The sequence below is a fragment of the Streptomyces sp. NPDC053493 genome, from assembly GCF_044544825.1.
In the GTDB taxonomy this organism is placed as follows: domain Bacteria; phylum Actinomycetota; class Actinomycetes; order Streptomycetales; family Streptomycetaceae; genus Streptomyces.
The window spans coordinates 209,395-228,699 of sequence record NZ_JBITXS010000011.1; the positions used below are offsets into that span (position 1 = coordinate 209,395).

A 19,305-nucleotide genomic window follows, 5' to 3' on the forward strand; every position below is an offset into this window, starting at 1 on the left:
CGACCGTACTACAGCCGTAGTGCCGGTGGTAGTCGCGGCTCGGTAGGTTGTCCTCATGACCGCAGCACCGGCCCCCGACGCCCCGGCCCCCGACGTCTCTCCCAGCCGCGCCGAGCGCATCGGTGACGCCGCCCTCGACCTGCTCGTGGAACGCGGGATGCGCGGCCTCACCCACCGGGCCGTCGACGAACGGGCCGGGCTCCCCCAGGGCTCCACCTCCAACCACGCCCGCACCCGTCAGGCGCTCCTGGAGACCGCCGTCCGGCGCCAGGTCCAGCGCGAGGCGGCGGTGCTCACCCCGCACGAACTGCCCGCGGCCGACGCCGGGCCCGAGGCCCTGACCGACGCGCTCGCGCTGGCCCTGCACCGCTATCTGACGGACCACCGGGCGCTGCTCGTCTCCCGCTACGAACTCGCCCTCGAGGCCACCCGCCGCCCCGAACTGCGCACCTTCTTCGACACCTCCGGAGCCGTCTTCCACGGCCCGCTGATCGCGATGATGAGCGCCGCCGGCTCACCGGCGCCGCGGCGGCACGCGCTCTCCCTCATCGCCTGGTGCGAGGGCCTGATGTTCTCCTGCGCGGCCGGCTCCTTCCACGCCGCCGTCCCGAGCCGGGCGGAACTGCGCACCGGCTTCGACGAGTTGCTGCGCGGGATGCTGGGAGGCTGACCGGACACCCGTCCCCTGGCAGCGGACGGGATCTTCGGCGAGGATGCCGGTCATGACTGCCGAACGCATCGAAAGCACCCCGCGGGTCGAACCCGGCACCCTCACCGGCGAGCGCGCGGCCCTGGAGGAGTGGCTCGACTACCACCGGGCCACCCTGGCGACGAAGTGCGCGGGGCTCGACGACGCCCAGCTGCGCACGGCCTCCGCCCCGCCGTCCGACCTCAACCTGCTCGGCCTCGTCCGGCACATGGCCGAGGTCGAGCGCGGCTGGTTCCGGAGGGTCCTCGCGGGCGAGGACGCGCCGTGGATCTACTCCACCGAGGAGAACCGGGACCGGGACATCCAGGTTTCCGACGAGGACACCTGGGAGGAGGCCTACGCCACCTGGCAGGGCGAGATCGCCCGGGCCAGGGAGGCCGCCGCCGGGCGCGGGCTCGACGAGCTGGGCGCCGGCAAGCACCGCTCGGGCGAGACGTTCAACCTGCGGTGGATCTACCTCCACATGATCGAGGAGTACGCGCGCCACAACGGCCACGCCGACCTCATCCGCGAACGCATCGACGGCGCCACCGGCGACTGAGCCGGGGCCCGGGCCCGGGCTCAGCAGACTCGGGCCCGGTCCGGGCCCAGGCCGGGTCCGAGGCCGGGCGCCCGGGCCCGGGCCGGGTGCTCCTCGCCGGTCCGGGTCAGCCCGCGCCGTCATGATCACTCGTGCGGGGCATTCCCCGCGAGTAGGGGCGCGCTCGAGGCCCTGCGACCAGCAGAGTTGCGCGGGTGCATGGAACCAGAACCACAGTGACGCTGCTCGCCGGCGTGGCGATGGCGGCCCTCGCGGGCTGTGTCGCCGTCGAGGCGCCGCCCGCGGCTCCCGCGCCCGTCACCAGCGGCCCGGCGGCCGGACCCGCCGGCCAGGACGTGGCGCCCCAGATCGTTGAGGGCCCGGCCCGCGAGGCCCTGGAGGCGGCGATGCCGGGCCCCGCGACGCCCGAGCCCCGCTCGTCCGTCGCGCGGCACGAGACCGCCCGGTCCGGCCCGGTGCGCCCGCACCGCACCGAGAAACCGCGGCCCTCGTCCGTACCGAAGAAGCAGCAACAGCAGCGGCGACGGCCGGCCGTACCGCCCGGCGTCCCCGAGATGCCCCGCACCCGGGCCGAGGTGTGCGCCCTGGGCCAGTCCTACGGAGGGTGGAGCCCGGACAGTCCCCAGGCCCGGCTCTGCCGCAGCGGCTACGGTCCGCCGGCCTACGGGCGCTGACCCCGGAGCCGTAGCTCCAGACGCTCGATCGCGGCCCGCACCCCGTTGCCGTAGCCGTCGTCGTCCAGGACCTCGGAGGCGGTGCGGGCCCGGTCCAGGTGGACGCGGGCCGCGTCGGGGCGGGCCAGCTTCACGTAGTCGGCGGCCAGGTTGAGGTGCAGCGAGGGATACAGGGCGCGCAGGGCCGCGGTCGAGTCGTGGCGGGCGAGCCGGTCGTCGTCGAGTTCGCCGGCGGCCGTCAGGGCCCGCAGGTCCCAGGCCAGCTCCGTGTCGGGATCGTCCTGGGCGTCCGCCATGTAGTGGGCGAGGGTGCAGCGGTGCAGCGGGTCGCCGTCCGGCCCGAGCTGTTCCCAGATCGCGCCGAAGCGGTTGCGGGCCTCCTCACGGTCGCCGCCGTGGAGCAGCATCATCGCCTGCCCGATCCTGGTCATGACGGCGTCGTCCGACACCTGCTGCCCGGTCACTACGGCCTCCACGCTGTCGCTCCGGCCCTCCCACCGCGTACGGAAGTGCCGGATCCGACGCTAACCGGCGCCGCGCCGGATCCGGGCGAGGCTCAGCCGAGGTCGGGGATGCGCCAGTCGATCGGCTCGTGGCCCTGGGCGGCGACGGCCTTGTCGATCTGGGTGAAGGGGTGGGAGCCGAAGAACTTCTTCGCCGACAGCGGCGAGGGGTGGGCACCCTTCACCACCACGTGCCGGGACTCGTCGATGAGCGGCAGCTTCTTCTGCGCGTAGTTGCCCCACAGCACGAAGACGGCCGGGTCGGGACGGGAGGCGACGGCCTTGATCACCGCGTCGGTGAACTTCTCCCAGCCCTTGCCCTTGTGCGAGTTCGCCTCGCCGGCCCGCACCGTGAGCACCGCGTTGAGCAGCAGGACGCCCTGCTCGGCCCACGGCATCAGATAGCCGTTGTCCGGGATCGGGTGCCCGAGCTCGGCCTGCATCTCCTTGTAGATGTTGCGCAGGGACGGCGGGGTCTTCACGCCGGGCCGGACGGAGAAGCACAGGCCGTGGCCCTGGCCCTCGCCGTGGTACGGGTCCTGGCCGAGGACCAGGACCTTCACCCGGTCGAAGGGCGTGGCGGCGAGGGCGGCGAAGACCTCCTCGCGCGGCGGGTAGACCGGCCCCTTGGCCCGCTCCTCCTCGACGAACTCGGTGAGCTGCTTGAAGTAGGGCTTCTGCAGCTCCTCGCCGAGGACGCCGCGCCAGGACTCGGGCAGCATGTCGGTGTCGGTCACGTCAACAACCTCCGGTGGGCGTTCTATGTACTCCGAACGAGAACCTACCGGTGCCCACTGACAACGACGCCGCCGCCCGGGTCACTGTCCGGACGGCGGCGTCGAGGCGGGCGCGGCCGGCAGCCGGTGCGGCTGCCGGCGGGTGCGGCTACCAGCTGGTGCGGCGGCTGAGCTCCCACATCTGCATGACGGTCTGCGGGTCGAGCGCCCGCTCGCCGCCGGCGATGTCCTCGCTCGCGGCGATGTAGAGCTTGCCCTGCCACAGCGGCAGCAGGCGGACGTCCTGCACCATGATCTCCTGGGCCTCGGTGAACTCGTCCGTGACGGCCGCGCGGTCGCTCTCGCGCCGGGACTTCGGAAGGAGCTCGCCGGTGATCCGGGGGCTGACGTAGGGCGTGCCGAGGACGTTCTCCTTGCCCACGAACGGGGCGATGAAGTTGTCCGGGTCCGGGAAGTCGGGGAACCAGCCGCGGCCGAAGACCGGGTACTGGCCCTTCTGGTAGCCCGCCTGGAACTCCTTCCACGGCTTGCCGTGCAGGGTCACCTCGAACAGCCCGGACTCCTCCAGCTGCCGCTTGAGTTCGGCGAACTCGGACGCGGTGGCGGAGCCGTAGCGGTCGGTGGTGTACCAGAAGTCCAGCTTGACGGCCTCGGTGATGCCGGCGGCGCGCAGGATCTGCTTGGCCTTCTTGGCGTCGGGCGAGCCGAAGCGGTCGTAGAACTTGGTGGTGTGGCCCGCGATGCCCTTGGGCACCATGGAGTACAGCGGCTCGGCGGTGCCCTGGTAGACCTTGCTGACCAGTTCGTCGCGGTCGACGAGCTGGGCGATGGCCCTGCGGACGGCCGGCTTGGCGACGGAGTCGTCCTTGCTGTTGAAGACGAGGTAGCGGATGTCGGCGCCGGTGGACTCGACGAGCTGGAGGCCCTTGTTCTCCGGCTTGTCGGACTGGAGCTCGACGACCTCGGGCGCGGTCAGACCGCGGTAGGTGGCGTCGATCTCCTTCTTCTTCAGCGCGGCGACCATCGGCTCGGACTCCTTGAAGTACCGGATGGTCACGCCGCCGTTCTTGCGGTCGGCGAAGCCCTTGTAGCTGGGGTTGCGGGTGAGCTCGGCCTTGTCGCCCTCGGCGTAGGAGTCGAGGACGTACGGGCCGGAGCCGACCAGCTTGCCGTCCTCGCGGAGCTTGTCCGCCGGGTACTCGGCCGGGTCGACGAGGGACATGGCCGGGGTCGCGAGGACGAAGGGGAAGGTCGCGTCCGGCTTGTTGAGCCGGAAGACGACCGTCTGCGGGTCGACGACCTCGATCTTGTCGAGCGAGCCCAGCATGCCGTTGGGGCCGCCCTCGACGTCGATGGTGCGGATCCGCTCGATCGAGTACTTGACGGCCTCGGCGTCCAGCTTGTGGCCGTTGGAGAAGGTGAGGCCGTCGTGGATCTGGCACTCGAAGACCCGGCTGGAGGAGCCCTGCTTGAAGGCGCAGTCGGCGGCGTCGGGCTGCGGGCTCGTGGTTCCGGTCGGGAAACTCACGAGGGTCTGGAAGACATTCCGGAAAAGCTCCCAGGAATTGTCCCAGGCGGCCGCCGGATCGAGCGTCGAGGGAGCACTCGTCGTCCCCACGACGATTCTCTGTTCAGCTGCGGATTCACCGTCCGAAAACACACTGCATCCGGACAGGAGGGATATGGACGCAAGGGCTGCAGCGGCCTGCAGACTGGTCCGGTTGAACACGTGCACGCTCCTCGTTCGGCCTGGGGTCGGCCGACGATACCGCAGCGCCCCGCCAGGTCAATCGTCCCCCCTGACGGGGCACTCAAGGCATTCCGCGTATAACCGGGGCCAAACCGGTCAGGAATTCAGCCGAGTGTCCGGATATCGGTCACCCGACACCGGCGTTCAGGAAAATACCGCCGTCGACGACCAGGGTCTGGCCGGTGATCCAGTCCGACTGGGACGAGGTGAGGAAGGCCGCGGCGCCGCCGATGTCGGCCGGCTCGCCGAGCCGGCCGAGCGGGTAGGGCGCGGCCGCCTCGGCCTCCCGGCCCTCGTAGAGGGCCGCGGCGAACTTCGTCTTCACGACGGCCGGGGCGATGGCGTTGACCCGGACCGTCGGCGCGAATTCGTGCGCCAGCTGAAGGGTCAGATTGATCATGGCCGCCTTGCTCATTCCGTACGCGCCGATGAACGGCGACGGGGAGAGTCCGGCGACCGAGGCGATGTTCACGATCGCCCCGCCGTGCTCCTTCTGCCACGCCCGGTAGGTCTGCTGGGCGAAGCCGAGGGCCGAGACGACATTGGTCTCGAAGACCTTGCGGGCGACGTTGAGGTCGAGTTCGGCGATCGGGCCGAAGACCGGGTTGGTGCCCGCGTTGTTGACCAGGTAGTCGACCCGGCCGAAGGCCTCCATGGTGGCCTCGACCGCGGTGGCCTGGTGGGCCTCGTCGTGCGCCTTGCCGGGCACCGCGATGACCCGGTCGGCGCCGAGCCGCTCCACGGCCTCCTTGAGGGCCTCCTCGCCGCGCCCGGTGATGCAGACCCGGTCGCCGCGGGCGACGAGGGCCTCGGCGACGCCGTAGCCGATGCCCCGGCTGGCGCCGGTGACGAGGGCGACCTTGCCCGAGAGCTCGGGCAGTTCCTTCGCGCTCATGCGCGTACTCCTCTTCCCTGATCCGTCCGTGGCCGAGGTCAGTTGAGCGGGCCGCCGGCCACGTACAGCACCTGACCGGAGACGAAGCCGGCCTCGTCGCCCGTGAAGAAGGCGATGGCGTTGGCGATGTCCTCGGGCCGGCCGACGCGCTGGACCGGGATCATGGAGGCGGCGGCGGTCTGGAACTCCTCGAAGCCCATGCCGACCCGCTCGGCGGTCTGCGCGGTCATGTCGGTGACGATGAAGCCGGGGGCGACGGCGTTGGCGGTGATGCCGAACTTTCCGAGCTCCTTGGCCAGGGTCTTGGTGAAGCCCTGGAGGCCGGCCTTGACGGCGGAGTAGTTGGCCTGGCCCCGGTTGCCGAGCGCGGAGGAGGACGAGAGCGAGACGATCCGGCCGAAGCCCGCGTCGACCATGTGCTTCTGGCAGGCCTTGGCCATCAGGAACGCGCCCTTGAGGTGCACGTTCATCACGGTGTCCCAGTCGGACTCGGACATCTTGAAGAGCAGGTTGTCGCGGAGCACGCCGGCGTTGTTGACGAGGATCGTCGGCGCGCCGAGCTCGGCGGCGACGCGGGCGACCGCGGCCTCCACCTGGGCGCTGTCGGAGACGTCGCAGCCGACGGCGATCGCGCGGCCGCCGGCGGCGGTGATCTTCTCGACGGTGTCCTTGCAGGCCGCCTCGTCGAGGTCGAGTACGGCGACGGCGCGGCCCTCGGCCGCGAGCCGGATCGCGGTGGCGGCTCCGATGCCCCGCGCGGCGCCCGTGACGACGGCTACCCGCTGCTCGGTGGTGGACATGCTTGTTCTCCTCGCCCTTGGATCGTCCCTGGATGCGGTCCCTACCCGGCGGCCCACTCGCTCTCCCGGAGGTGAGCGACCGCTTAGTATCGCCCGCAGGACGAGACGCTAGAAGCCCTGGCACCCGGTGTCAACGGCCCACCGGGTGCACCGGATCACTCCGTCTCGCGCAGGAGGCCCGATCGGCGCGGATCAGCGCACGAGGAGGTCGAGCAGACGTTCCACCTCGGCCTCGGGATCGGCGGTCAGACCGGTGTGCACCGGGCCCGGCTGCACCACCGTCGAGCGGGGCGCGATCAGCCAGCGGAAGCGCCGTCCGGCGTCGTCGCGGGCCGCCTGGCCGGCCGCCTCGCCGCCGGTGCAGACTCCCTCGACCGCGTGCAGCGCGGCCCGTACGCCACGGACGTCGGCGGCCGGGTCGAGCGCGGCCAGCTTGGCCTCGTCCAGGTGGGTGCGGGCGGCCACGAAGGAGCGGGCGCGGCAGTAGACGACCACGCCGGCGTTGAAGCACTCGCCGCGCTCGACCCGGGGCACGACGCGCAGCAGCGCGTACTCGAAGACATCGCGGTCGGTCACGTGGTGCTGTCCTTCTGCGTGGTGCGCTGCTCGGCGGCGTGCGGGCGGGGTGCGAGGCGTTCGGCGAGCCAGCCCGGGGGCTGCTGGGGACGTCGCTCGGTACGCGGGCCGAGGGTGATCCGCTCGTGGATGCCCGCGGCACGCGGCAGCAGCGCCTCGACGTAGGCCGCGCGCAGCTCGTCGGTGCTCGCGAAGCCGGGCTCGTCGACCAGCCACTCGTCGGGCACCTCGGCGGCGACCTCGGTCAGCAGTTCCCGGGTCACGAGCGGCGCGAGCTCGGCGGCCGCGGCGGCGACGTCCGGCGAGAACGGGGCCAGGGCGTGGTCGGAGGCGTCGTACGGCTTGGCGGCGGACGCCTGGGCGCCGGGCCAGTTGTGGTGCCAGATCATGGTGGCGCCGTGGTCGATCAGCCACAGGTCGCCGTGCCACACCAGCATGTTGGGGTTGCGCCAGGACCGGTCGACGTTGTTGATCAGCGCGTCGAACCAGACGACCCGGCCGGCCTCCTTCGGGTCGACCTCGTAGGCGAGCGGGTCGAAGCCGAGCGAGCCGGGCAGGAAGTCCATCCCGAGGTTCAGCCCGCCGCTCGCCTTGAGCAGCTCCTGCACCTCCTGGTCGGGCTCGGACAGCCCGATCACCGGATCGAGTTGAATGGTCACCAGTTCCGGCACCCGCAGCCCGAGCCGCCGCGCGAGCTGCCCGCACACCACCTCGGCGACCAGCGTCTTGCGCCCCTGTCCGGCGCCGGTGAACTTCATGACGTACGTGCCGAGATCGTCGGCCTCGACGATCCCGGGGAGCGAGCCGCCTTCACGCAAGGGCGTGACATAGCGGGTCGCTACGACCTCTTGCAACACTTTCCCGGGTCACCCATCTCTTCAGCCTCAAAAATCCAGGGACGACGTCGCCGGAGCGTGGAGGCCGGGACCACAGGTCGATGTGCCGGGAGAAGCCGGGGACCTTCGGCCGACGGACCGGTCACCCGCTTCCCCGGCAGACCGTCGACGGCGCCGCGCCCCTTGCTGCCGGCTTCCAGCATGGAGTGAGCATAGTAACCGAGGGTGATCGCCGGACCCCGGGCGCGGCGGCCGGACGACGAGGCGGTCCTCGGTCCGGCGCCGCGGGCAGCGCCGGTGGACCCGGGACTGCCCTCGGGTACCTGTGTGCGGCCACCGGGGCCGAGGTAGGCATCAGGGCGAGTGGCGGCGAGGTCGGTCCGGAGGAGGTCTGGTGCACGCGAAAGCCAGGGGTCGGGGCGGGGCGCCCGGCGAACGGGCGGCCGGGGACGAACGGGCGGGCCGGGCCCGGGCTCAGGGCCAGGCGGACAGGGCGGTCGGGTCTGCCGTGCCAGGGCCGGGTGTCGTGTCCCTCGGCCAGGCCGGTGCGCTGCAGGCGGCCATCGGGAACGCGGCCGTGGCACGGGCGGTGCAGCGCGAGCGGCACCCGCACGACGCGGGCCGCGGCCACGGCCAGACCCCGGGGCACGGCCAGGACTCCGTGTCCCGTTCCCTCGTCCCCGAGGTGCTCCGGCGGCCCGGGCGGCCGCTCGCCGAGCCGCTGCGGCGGGAGATGGAGGACCGGCTCGGCGCGGACTTCTCCGACGTACGCGTGCACACGGGAGCGACGGCCCAGCGGTCCGCGGCCGAGATCGGGGCCCGGGCCTACACCTCCGGCAGCGATGTGGTCATCGGTTCCGGCGGCGCCGACAAGCACACCCTGGCGCACGAGTTGACGCATGTCGTCCAGCAGCGCAGCGGGCCCGTCTCCGCCACGGACAACGGGTCCGGGCTCGCACTCTCCGACCCGTCGGACGCCTTCGAACGGGCGGCGGAGGCGAACGCGCGGCGGGTGATGTCCGGCCCGCCGGTCCCACGGGCCGCGGAGCGGCGGGAGCCCACGGCCGCGGAACCGGGGCGGCCCGGTCGGGCGGGCGACGGCGCGCCCGTCCAGCGCATGCTGGGCTTCGAGACCGAGGTCAGCCTGCCCGTGCAGGATTCGGCAGGGCACAACTACCCGGGTGACACCGACCTGGCCCGGAGCACGAAGGAGGACTTCAAGGTCGTCTCCGACAAGCGGCTCCTGGGGGCGGGCAGGAAGGGCACGTACTCGAACATCGAGTTCGTGACCGGGGCGGTGAAGGTGGTCGGCCCGCAGAGCGAGTCCGGCCGGGAGCGGCTGGTCCGGCTGGTCGACGAGATCCGGCGGGTCCGTGAGGGGTTCTACGCCGCCACGGACCGGACACCGCTGGCGGGCATGCCGCTGGACCTGCAGATCCTTCCGGCAGGAGCGGACGCCCGGGTCGCGCCGGGCGTGGGCTATCCCGAGGAGGCGGGCTCGCCCGGCAACGGGGACGGACTGTTCGTGCACTACTCGGTCGGTGTCCCGCTGCGGGGCATGCCGCTGTTCTTCGGCCACCTGCGTCAGGCCGCGCCCGACGTGCCGGGGGCGCCGAGCCGCCGGGCTCGGTTCCGGCTCTCCCAGGCGGAGCACTTCGCCGACGACATCGTGAAGCTGTACGAGGAGAACAAGGAGCAGTACGCCTCGAAGAAGCGCAAGCGTGAGGTGGAGACGGACGAACTCAACGGTTACGCCCAGCTGTTCTTCATGCAGATCGCGGCGGTGGCCGACTACCTCGCGGAGGCCGAGGACTCGGGCCAGATCAAGAACCTGACCGCCGTCCTCTCCCGGTCCCGGCTCTCGGACGTGCGCGCCCTGCTCGCCGAGGAGTTCCGCCACTTCCTGACGGGCACGGCCGAGGAGGTCGTGGACCTCCTGGCCACGTACCAGGAGAAACCGGGGCAGGGTGACCGCGAACTCGAGTTCCGGGAACAGGCGACCCGGCAGATCGACGGGGACCCGGTGTCGCTCATCGACTTCGCCCGGTCGGCGATCCACGGGGACACCCAGGTGGACCAGCAGAGTGTGTTCGGCGGCATGAACCAGATCGCCCCGCACAAGGAGGCGGGCTCGACGATGGTGCCGTTCGAGATCCGCACGATGGGCTCCAACAAGAAGACGTGGGACGAGTTGAAGGCGGAGCTGGACGGACTCGCCCGGTGGGCCGAGGAGGCGTATCAGCACGACCGGGGCCAGGGCAATCCGGCCAGCCGGGCCCGCGGCGGCGCCGGCGGCGGATCCGGCAGCGGTTCCGGCGGCGCCTGACCGACGGCCTCCTCCGTCTTCCCCCGGCTCTGCCCGAACGGGCATGGCCGGGAGGTCGGGCCGCTGGTAGGCAGGAGGGCGTCCCACCGCGTCTCCCGGGAGGCAGACCCATGCGCAGCCCCGCTCACCGCAAGGCCTCGGCCGATGCCGTCAAGGACGGCCCGGCCCGGTCCCGGCAGCCCGGCCGGACCGAGGAGCGGCCCGCTGCCGCGCCTCCCGTCACGAACCCGGCGGCGGGCACTCTTCCGGCGCTCCAGCGGGCCGTCGGCAACGCGGCGGTGACCCGCATGCTCGCCGCCGGCCGCGCCGCCGCGTCCCCGGGTGAGGCTCAGGACGAGGCGGCACCGGTGCGGCGTTCCGCGGCGCACCAGGTGCTCCGGTCGCCGGGACGGCCGCTCGACGCGTCCGTGCGCACGGAGATGGAGGACCGGCTCGGAGCCGACTTCGGCGACGTACGGGTGCACACCGACCCGGTCGCCCAGCGCTCCGCCGACGAGCTGGGCGCCCGCGCGTACACCTCGGGGAACCACGTGGTGCTCACCGACGGCGGGAAGGACAAGCACACCCTCGCCCATGAGCTGACGCATGTGATCCAGCAACGGCAGGGACCGGTGGCGGGGACGGACACGGGCCACGGGCTGCGGGTCAGCGACCCCGGCGACAGGTTCGAGCGGGCGGCCGAGGCGAACGCGCGGCGGGTGATGTCCGGACCGGCCGGCCGGCACGCCACGGACGAGCACGATCACGGCTCCCCGGCCGGGACCGGGCCGGCGCCCGGGACCGGAGGCGTCGTCCAGCGCAAGGGTCCGGAGGAGCTGGGCACCTCACTGCCGGCCCTGGCCGAGCCGACGCGTGGCGGAGGCCTGTTCGGGCGGGTCAAGGCGTCGCTGAACCGATCCCAGCCGACCGCGAGCGGCCCGCTCGTGACCCGGGTGCGCGACGGCATCAAGGCGTACGACGAGGATCCCAACCGGGACGCGATGCACTGCCTGATGGCGCTGACGCAGCTCCAGCACCTGATCGCCCCGGAGGTGGAGGACGCGAGCGGCCCGAACGCGGAGTTCCTGACCGCGGCCCTGACCGCCGTCGAGAACGAACTCCGGATCGTGCGCGGCCAGATCAGCCGGGACGACAGCCTGCCGGACGCCGCCCGGGAGCCCTTCCGCGCGATGACGGACCAGGGCATGCTCTGGCAGCGCGAGGAGTGGGCCGACAGCGCGGCCGCGTTCAGGATGCGCGGGCCGAGCTACTTCCGCGAGCTGTCCGAGCTCAACCTGGCCGGCTTGAACAAGGAGGTCGCCCCGAAGAAGGACGAGGCCTGGGTCACCGACGTACGGACCAAGCTGGGGACGGCGCTGCGGCAGAGCGTGCTCGCCCACTACACGGCCAGGGAGCGGGCCGAGCAGATGCTCGCCCAGGGGCACATGAAGTCCAAGACCGAGCTGCTCCGGGCGAATCCCGACGCGCCGAACAACTCGGAGGCGTACGACAAGCACGTCCTGGCCAACGAGGGCTTCGTCTTCTTCTTCCTGGAGTACCCGGGCAGCCCGTTCCGCGAGACCCGGTTCGGCGGCTCGGAGCCGGCCCGCATCGAGATCCCGTTGGCCGGCTCCCCGCTGATGACCCAGGGCTGGCTGATGCTCAGCGACTTCGCCCAGCGCGAGTACCCGACGGTGCGGGCGCAGCCCTCCGACCGGGCGCGGACGCAGAGCCGGCTGGGCACCCGGGAGGACCAGTTCTCGCCGGAGTTCACGCTGCCGGTCCGGAAGTTCGACGTCGGGGCGACGGCCGCCGCCGACAGGATGGACCACACGCGGATGATGGACGAGATGGAGAACGAGTCGGACCCGGAGCGTCGTGGACAGATCCCGTTCGTGATGACGCAGGCGCTGGCGGACGAGTTCAGCACCATGACGTACGGGGACGGGGCGCACGCCCAGGTCCACGAGGAGCGGCTGCGGTCCAACACGCTGATGGGCGCGGACATCGTGCCCGGCCTCGTGGAGCGGGGGATCGTGGAGATCCTGCGGCTGGAGCCGGTCAATCCGGAGCTCGCCGCCCGGCTCAAGGCCATGTCCGGCGAGGAGCTGATGAGGTATCTGCTCAAGGACCTGCTGCGGCCTCAGGCGATGCTGCCGAACACGGTCGACCTCGGCTCGGCCAGGGTCGTGCTGCGTTCGGGGCAGCAGCTGCCGGTGCCGGTGTCCTGACGGGAGCGGCAGGTCCGGCAGACCTGGCGGGCCTGGCAGGTCAGGCGGGCCTGGCAGGTCAGGCGGGCCTTGCGGGTCTGGCGGGCCTGGCGGGCCTGACAGGTCCGACCTGACGGGCCGGTGGGGGTGATCCGGTCTTCCTGCCCCGCCGGTCGGACGCGAAACGGCGGACCGAAGTCCGCCGCTTTGCCCCATTTCGCGTGAGAACGCATGTCCGCAAATCGGACAGCTTCTCGTCACCCTGGGGTGTCACCTTCCGGACAGCGCGTCACCGCGCGGCTTGCACGCCCACGGATGTCACCGAAGATGGTCCGTACCACCGGCTCACCTGAGGTCGCTGAGCACTCCGCTCACGTTCAGGACCTCGTGGCACTTCTGCGCCTGCCGCCCGGTGGCGGGGGTGCCCGGCGTCGCGCAGGTCACCTGGATGGTCACGGTCTGGTTCTCGACGATCCTGATGGGGGTGACCCAGTGGTAGTCCTGGTTGCGGAAGGTCTCCAGTGCGATCGTCGTGATCTTCCGGTCGCCGAAGGCGATGGTCATCACGCCCTCGTCGCCCTGGAAGTTGGCGACAACGATGTCCGTGATGTCGAACGCCTTGTCCTTCGGCACGGTGTAGGTACCGGTCTCGGTCCGGCCGCCGGAGGTCTCCAGGTCGATCGTGGTCGAGCCCTGCTGCCCGCCGCCGCCCGAGCCGCCGCCGGGCCCCGTGCCCTCGCCGGAACCGTTTCCGCCCGTGCCCTTCCGGGTGCCGCCGGGCTGCTTGCCGTCGCCGGTCCCCGCGGAGGGCGGTGCGCTCGGCTCGGCACTGGGGACCGGCCGCTTCTGGACGAGCTCGTCAGCGGCCTCCTCGGCGGTGCTGCGCACCGCCGGGCGCACCAGCGCGAACCAGGCGATCAGCAGCGCGAGCAGCGCCGCCAGGACCACGAGCAGCCACCTCGGGAAGATCGGGATCTGGACGAACTCCGCGTCCAGCGGCGGCCGGACCGGGTTCGGGTCCTCAGCCTCCTCGGCGTCCCGCTCCTCGGTCACGTCCAGGGTGAAGGGCCATGTGACCGGCGTTCCGAACCAGACCGGCCGGCCCGTCCGGACGCGCAGCCCCACCTCGGCGGACTCCCCGGGCTCGAGCGCCTGGGCGGTGGGCCGGAAGTCGAACTTCAGCTCCTCGCCGGGCTGTCCCGCCGCGAAGCCCAGCCGTACGGGCGCGTTGCCCTCGTTGCGCACCGCGAGCCGGTAGCGGCCGCGGAGCCAGCCGCGGCGGCGTCGCGGGGCGACGGCGGTGCGCAGTTCCCGGAACTCCTCGATGCGGACCACGGTCTCGGGGACCCGCACCGCCTCGGGGTGCTCGGTGGGCAGCACGCGTACGGCGAGGGGCATGTCGCCGGCCCGTACCTGCGAGGAGCGCGGCGGCGCGAGCCGGATCGTCACCGTCTCGGAGGTGCCCGGATACAGGGAGACCCGCTCGGGTTCCACCGTCGTCCAGGCGGCGCAGTCGCCGACCACCTCCAGGCCGTACGCCTCGACGATGTCGCCGTCGTTGCGCACGGTCAGGCTGGTGATCGCGGTGCCGCCCGGCGTCACCGACACCCGCGGGATGTCGAGCGCGGGCGTGCCAGGGCTGGAAGAGGCTGCTGGGGACGTCACCCCTCGACGCTATCGGCGGCGCCGCGGACGCCGCGACGGACCGGAGGGCAAGGCACCGGGCAACGGTGCTGCCCCGTCAGGCAGTTGGCCGCGTGAGCCGATCGGGCTCACCGGAACTCTCCTGCCCCTTTCCGCATCTTCCACTCCCCCTCGCCCGTCTTCACGAAATAGGGAAAGCACATGACACAGGGTCAGCAGAACGACATCACCTTCTCGTCCGGCACCGTCCCGCCGCCCCGATCGGGGCGGCGGGTCTCGGTGGCGGTGTACGCCGCCGATCCGGTGCTGCACGTCGGGGTGGTCCATCAGCTGCGCCAGCGCCCCGAGATAGAACTCGTCGACGAGGGGCACGCGGAGGGTGCGCGGGTGTCGCTGGTGACCGTGGACACCGTGGACGACGAGACCGTGGCGCTGCTGCGGCGGCTTCGGCAGGACTCGCGTACCTCCACCGGCCTGGTGGTCGGCACCTTCGAGTCCGGTGACGCCCTGCAGCGGGCCATCGAGTGCGGGGTCACGGCGGTGCTGCGGCGCGCCGAGGCGGACCAGGACCGGCTGTTACGGCTGGTGCTCGCGATGGCGAAGGGCGAGGGGGTGCTGCCGGGTGACCTCGTCGCCCGCCTGATGCACCACGTCGGCGGCCTGCAGCGCGCGGCGCTCGACCCGCACGCCTCGTCGCTCTCCACGCTCACCGCGCGCGAGGCGGACATGCTGCGGCTGGTGTCGGAGGGCCTGGACACCGCGGAGATCGCGCGGAAGACCTCGTACTCCGAACGGACCGTCAAGAACGTGCTGCACGAGGTGATCACGCGGCTGCAGCTGCGCAACCGCACGCACGCGGTCGGCTTCGCCCTGCGCAACGGCCTGATCTGAGCGACACCCAGGCCGGCCGCGGGGCGGCCGGCTGCCCGAAAGCGCAGGGCGCGCTTCCCTCGGGTGCGGCCCCGTGGCCCTGCCCGAGGGGCCCGCGGCCCGGCATGGTGGCCTGGTGGCACGTGGAGTCGTACGTCGAGTCGTAGGTGGAGTCGTACGTGCGGTTCACGTCAGTCGTACGCCGCGTCGTACGCGGACGGAAACGCACCGGACTGTGAGGTGGACCCTGATGAGCACGGGTGGCTCCGGTGGCCGGCGGTACCGCTGGGGAAGGGTCGCGGCACCGCTGCTGCTGTTGGTCCCTCTCCTCGCGGTGACAGCGGCCTCCGCCCCGGACGAGGCCCAGGCGGGCCCTCGGGCGGCCGCGGCCGGTGAGGGCCGGATCGCCTTCGCCGGTACCCGGCACCGCAGCATCGGCCGGGTCGCCACGGGCACCTCCAGCACGCCCCTGTTCGGACCGGGCCCGACCCATGAGGACGTGCAGCCCGCCGCGCTCGGCGACCAGTTGGTGTTCGCGAGCCGCCGCGACGAGCGGACCCCGCAGATCTATCTGCGGACCGCCGACGGCGCGGTGCACCGGCTGACCCGCGGTCTCGACGCGGCGAACCCCCGGCTGACCCCGGACGGCCGCGCGGTCGTCTTCGACGCGGCCCGGCCCGACGGCGGGCAGCGCGACATCTGGCGCATCGGGACGGACGGCGCCGGGCTCACCCGGCTGACCCGGACGCCGGCGAACGAGGTGCACCCCACGGTCTCGCCGGAGGGCGGGCGCCTCGCGTACGTGAGCGACGCCGACCCGGTGGCCGGCCGGCAGGTGTACGTGCGCGCGCTGGACGGCGGCGCCGCCAGGCTGGTCAGCGACCCCGCCGACGGCACCGCCTCCGAGCCGGTCTGGAACCCGGTGGACGACGCGGAGAACCGGGATGTCGTCGCGTACACCGCGACCGGCCCCGACGGCCCCCGGCTGAAGTGGACCGACGGGGTCGACAAGGGGCAGCTCCTGTCGGGCGCGGCGGCGCGGTGGCGCACCCATGGGGCAGCCTGGCTGCCCGACGGGGACGGTCTGCTGTTCCTCAGCCCGGACCGCACCTGCGACTGCGAGGGCGACTGGAACCACGTCTTCCGCGTGGACGCGCACGCGGAGGCCACTCCGAAGGTGGAGCTGAGCGAGGACCGGGAGGTCAGCGAGGTCACCTGGCTCGGGCCGATGACCGGCGGCGGCACGGTCGTCGAGCGCACCACGGCGGCCGGGCCGCACGTGGTCACCCTGCAGGACGCCCGGCCGGACGGCGCCGATCCGCGCGACCTCGGCCTGACGATCCTCAAGGAGGACCCGGCCGCGGACACCAACACCGATCCGGCCAAGGACCCGCTGTTCCAGCCGGCGGACGGCTCCGATCCGTGGACCGAGCGGCAGAACTACACCCCCGACGGCCGGCGGATCGTCGTCACCCGCTTCGAGGACGCCCCCGAGGGGCGGATCGAGCGGATCTGGAGGGTGGACGCGGACGGCGCGAACGCGGCGCCGCTGCCGCTCGCCGGGCGCGGCCCCGGTGACCGGGACACCGACCCGACGTTCTCGCCGGACGGGCGGCTCCTGGCCTTCACCCGCACCTCGCCCGGCGGGGGCGGCGGGGCCGCCGGGCCCAGCCGCATCCTGATCGCGGACGTCACCACGGGCGCGATCCGCGGCGAGATCGTCCCGCCGGCAGGTGAGCCGCGAGGTGGTGACGCCCAGCCGACCTGGTCCTCCGACGGCACCGCCCTGGCCTTCACCCGCAACCTGGTGATCAACGGCAACGGCGGCAACAAGCACGTCTGGACCGTGCGCGCGGACCGTCTCGACCAGCAGCGCGACCTGAGCGCCGCGATCTGCCCGGGTGACTGTGAGGTCATCGACGACAGCCCGGCGTTCTCGCCGGACGGCACCACCATCGCCCTCAACCGGAAGAGCGGCGGCGGCCGCCTCGACGAACGCAACGGCATCGTCCTCACCTCCCTCACCGGCGACACCTGCCGGGTGCTGCTGCCCCAGGCAGCGCGTGACGTGCCGGGCGCCTGCACGCGTGAACTGCCGGAGAACCCGGGCCCGTTCCAGCCCCGGGACGCCGCCTGGACGTCCGACGCCAAGAGCCTGTTCGTCAGCGTCAGGCCGCATCGGGCACCCAACAGCCCGGAGAAGCTGAAGCGGGTGGACGTCGCCACCGGCGAACTCACCGCGATCACCACCGACCTGCCCGGCCGCCAGAAGGAACCCGCCGTCCAGCAGTCCGTCGACCTCGCGGTCGAGGCACCCGCGACGACGACGCCGGTGACCGAGGGCGAGACCGGGACCGTCCAGGTGAACGTCGTCAACCGCGGCCCGGCGGCCTCGCCCGGCACCCGGCTGACCGTCGCGCCACCCACGGGCCTGACCGTCACCGCCCTCACCGCGCCCGGCGCCACCTGCGATCCGGCGGCGCTGACCTGCGCCCTCGGCATCGTGCCACCGGGCACCACGGTGCCGGTCGCCGTCACCCTCACCGGGCTCGTCCCGGGCGACCAGCCGGTCGACTGGACCGTGACCGGCACCGTCCTCGACCCCAACCCGAGCGACAACACCGGCCGGACGGTGGTCCCCGTGCGCGAGGCGCCCGAACCGACGCCGACGCCGACCACCCCGGCACCCTCCACGCCGACACCCGCGCCCACCACCCCGAAGCCGACCGCTCCGCCCCGGCCGCCCGCCCCGCTCGCGGGCCCCGGTGTGCGGGTCAGCGCCCAGCCCGAGCCGGGTTACGTCGGCGGCCGCGTCGTCGTCACGTACACCGTCCGCAACGGCCGGGACGCCCTCGCCACCGGACTGCGGCTGAGCGTCGGCCTGCCCTCGGGCATCCCCCACGACGGGCCGCCGCCCGGCTGCGACGCCTCCTGGTCCTGCGCGCTGCCCGACCTGGCGCCCGGCGCCCGCGCCGTCGTCCAGGTCGTCCTGCGGCCCGACCGCGCGCTCACCGGACGCGTCACCGGCCGGCTCACCACGAGCGGCACGGACGCCGACCCGCGCGACAACACCGCCCAGCGGCGCGTCCGGATCCTCCAGCCGAAGATCGTCGCCGTGCCGCCGATCGGCAAGCCCGGCTTCGTCACCTCGGTGCGCGGCAAGGACTTCCCGCCGGGCGTGCCCGTGACGTTCACCTGGAAGCCCGGCATCACGGCCGCGGCGGCGCCGACCGTGCCGCGCCGGGACGGCACGTTCATCGGGCAGCTGCTCATCCTCACGAAGGACCAGACCGGCCCCCGGATCATCACCGCGAGCGGTCCCGGCTTCTCGCCGGTGACGACCGACTTCCTGGTGGTGAGCGGCACCGTGCAGCCGCCGGACACGGTGACGCGCCGATGATCCACGAGGTCGACGAGGGACTGCGGCGGCTGCTCGCCGAGTCCGGGCTCGAGACGTCGGGCGTCGAGGTCGTCTTCGACGCGCCGACGCGCGACTGGGCGGCGCGCCGCAGCGCGCCCACGGTCTGCGTGTTCCTGTACGACGTCCGCGAGGACCCCACGCGGCGCGGCAGCGGGAGCGGCGAGGTGTACGACGCGCAGGGCCTGGTCGTCGCGCGGCGCACCCCGCCGCGCTGGTTCGAACTCACCTATCTGGTGACCGCGTGGGCGGGCCGCCCCCAGGACGAGCACCGGCTGCTCTCCGAGGTGCTGTCCTGCCTGGTGGCCCACGACTCCGTGCCGCCGCGGCTGCTCGGCGGGACCCTCGCCGAACTCGGCCTGCTGGTCCCGCTCGACGTCGGAGGCACCGGCGCGGACGCCCCGGCGGCCTCCGAGGTGTGGTCGGCGCTCGGCGGCGAACTGCGGCCGTCGATCGGGCTGCGGGTCCTCGCCCCGCTCGCCGGCGTCGCCCGGCACGCCGCCCCGCCGGTCACCGAGGGCCTCGCCCTGCGCTCCGGTCCCGGGCTGCGGCCGCCGTCGCCCGGGGCCGGGACACGGCCGGAGGCGAGAGACGCCGAGCCGGGCCACGACGCCGGCGGCAGCCACGGCGCCGGCGGAAACGACGGCGGCACCGGCGGCGGCGACGAACAGCACCGGCTGCGGTACACCGAGCTGGCGGAGCCCGCCCCGGGCGAGGGGTTCGGCGCTCCCCGCGAGCGGCGCCCGGCACCGGCCCGCCGCCGGCGAGGAGGACGTCAGCCGTGACCGGCACCGCCCCGGCCGGGCCCGCGGCCCGGAAGCCCGAGCCGCCGTCGGC

Annotated in this window: 16 protein-coding genes; 8 read left to right on the forward strand and 8 right to left on the reverse strand. The window is 73.1% G+C overall.

The annotated features are described in order from the left end of the window. Window positions 1-55: 55 nt before the first annotated feature. From ACIGO8_RS27995 to ACIGO8_RS28005, 3 genes are all read left to right on the forward strand, one after another. Window positions 56-670 (forward strand): TetR/AcrR family transcriptional regulator, encoded by a 615-nt coding sequence (locus ACIGO8_RS27995; protein WP_399736319.1) that lies wholly within the window; start codon window positions 56-58, stop codon window positions 668-670. A gap of 43 nt (window positions 671-713) precedes the next feature. Continuing rightward, on the forward strand, window positions 714-1,250 hold the full coding sequence (locus ACIGO8_RS28000; RefSeq protein WP_399736321.1) for a DinB family protein: 537 nt from the start codon (window positions 714-716) through the stop codon (window positions 1,248-1,250). Window positions 1,251-1,444: 194 nt separating this feature from the next. Beyond that, complete coding sequence (locus tag ACIGO8_RS28005; RefSeq protein ID WP_399736323.1) at window positions 1,445-1,924, forward strand: hypothetical protein; 480 nt, start codon at window positions 1,445-1,447, stop codon at window positions 1,922-1,924. Here the strand turns inward: ACIGO8_RS28005 and ACIGO8_RS28010 are convergent. The 7 genes from ACIGO8_RS28010 to ACIGO8_RS28040 form a co-directional block, all read right to left on the reverse strand. Further along, complete coding sequence (locus ACIGO8_RS28010) at window positions 1,912-2,355, reverse strand: hypothetical protein (RefSeq protein ID WP_399736434.1); 444 nt, start codon at window positions 2,353-2,355, stop codon at window positions 1,912-1,914. The genes ACIGO8_RS28005 and ACIGO8_RS28010 overlap by 13 nt on opposite strands. 125 nt (window positions 2,356-2,480) lie before the next feature. Then, window positions 2,481-3,164, reverse strand: coding sequence for a uracil-DNA glycosylase (ung, locus tag ACIGO8_RS28015; protein WP_399736326.1), 684 nt, complete (start codon window positions 3,162-3,164; stop codon window positions 2,481-2,483). A 148-nt stretch (window positions 3,165-3,312) separates the two neighbouring features. Beyond that, a complete protein-coding gene (locus ACIGO8_RS28020) occupies window positions 3,313-4,893 on the reverse strand; it encodes an ABC transporter substrate-binding protein (protein ID WP_399736328.1) in 1,581 nt (526 codons plus the stop codon). 148 nt (window positions 4,894-5,041) lie between these two features. Continuing rightward, window positions 5,042-5,809: an SDR family oxidoreductase gene (locus tag ACIGO8_RS28025; RefSeq protein ID WP_399736330.1), complete on the reverse strand. Its 768-nt coding sequence runs from the start codon at window positions 5,807-5,809 to the stop codon at window positions 5,042-5,044. Window positions 5,810-5,847: 38 nt separating this feature from the next. Next, window positions 5,848-6,609 (reverse strand): 3-oxoacyl-ACP reductase FabG, encoded by a 762-nt coding sequence (fabG, locus tag ACIGO8_RS28030; protein ID WP_399736332.1) that lies wholly within the window; start codon window positions 6,607-6,609, stop codon window positions 5,848-5,850. Between the two features lie 192 nt (window positions 6,610-6,801). After that, window positions 6,802-7,185: a DUF3037 domain-containing protein gene (locus ACIGO8_RS28035; protein WP_399736334.1), complete on the reverse strand. Its 384-nt coding sequence runs from the start codon at window positions 7,183-7,185 to the stop codon at window positions 6,802-6,804. Further along, window positions 7,182-8,042, reverse strand: a complete 861-nt coding sequence (locus tag ACIGO8_RS28040) for a HipA family kinase (protein WP_399736336.1) — start codon at window positions 8,040-8,042, stop codon at window positions 7,182-7,184. The genes ACIGO8_RS28035 and ACIGO8_RS28040 overlap by 4 nt, the downstream gene beginning before the upstream one ends. A 505-nt stretch (window positions 8,043-8,547) precedes the next feature. Here ACIGO8_RS28040 and ACIGO8_RS28045 point away from each other — a divergent pair. Next, window positions 8,548-10,347, forward strand: a complete 1,800-nt coding sequence (locus ACIGO8_RS28045; protein WP_399736338.1) for a DUF4157 domain-containing protein — start codon at window positions 8,548-8,550, stop codon at window positions 10,345-10,347. A 110-nt stretch (window positions 10,348-10,457) separates the two neighbouring features. Then, on the forward strand, window positions 10,458-12,557 hold the full coding sequence (locus tag ACIGO8_RS28050) for a DUF4157 domain-containing protein (protein WP_399736341.1): 2,100 nt from the start codon (window positions 10,458-10,460) through the stop codon (window positions 12,555-12,557). 324 nt (window positions 12,558-12,881) lie between these two features. Here ACIGO8_RS28050 and ACIGO8_RS28055 read toward each other — a convergent pair whose 3' ends face one another. After that, a complete protein-coding gene (locus ACIGO8_RS28055) occupies window positions 12,882-14,201 on the reverse strand; it encodes a hydrolytic protein (RefSeq protein ID WP_399736344.1) in 1,320 nt (439 codons plus the stop codon). A gap of 180 nt (window positions 14,202-14,381) precedes the next feature. Here ACIGO8_RS28055 and ACIGO8_RS28060 point away from each other — a divergent pair, with 180 nt between their 5' ends. The 3 genes from ACIGO8_RS28060 (at window position 14,382) to ACIGO8_RS28070 (ending at window position 19,253) form a co-directional block, all read left to right on the forward strand. Next, the gene (locus ACIGO8_RS28060; protein ID WP_399736347.1) at window positions 14,382-15,071 is read left to right on the forward strand and encodes a response regulator transcription factor; all 690 of its coding nucleotides are present in this window, start codon (window positions 14,382-14,384) and stop codon (window positions 15,069-15,071) included. 229 nt (window positions 15,072-15,300) lie between these two features. Further along, entirely contained in the window at window positions 15,301-18,450 is a 3,150-nt protein-coding gene (locus ACIGO8_RS28065) for a hypothetical protein (RefSeq protein WP_399736350.1), read from the forward strand. Then, window positions 18,447-19,253: a DUF4255 domain-containing protein gene (locus tag ACIGO8_RS28070; RefSeq protein WP_399736351.1), complete on the forward strand. Its 807-nt coding sequence runs from the start codon at window positions 18,447-18,449 to the stop codon at window positions 19,251-19,253. Before ACIGO8_RS28065 ends, ACIGO8_RS28070 begins: the two co-directional genes overlap by 4 nt. Window positions 19,254-19,305: the final 52 nt, after the last annotated feature.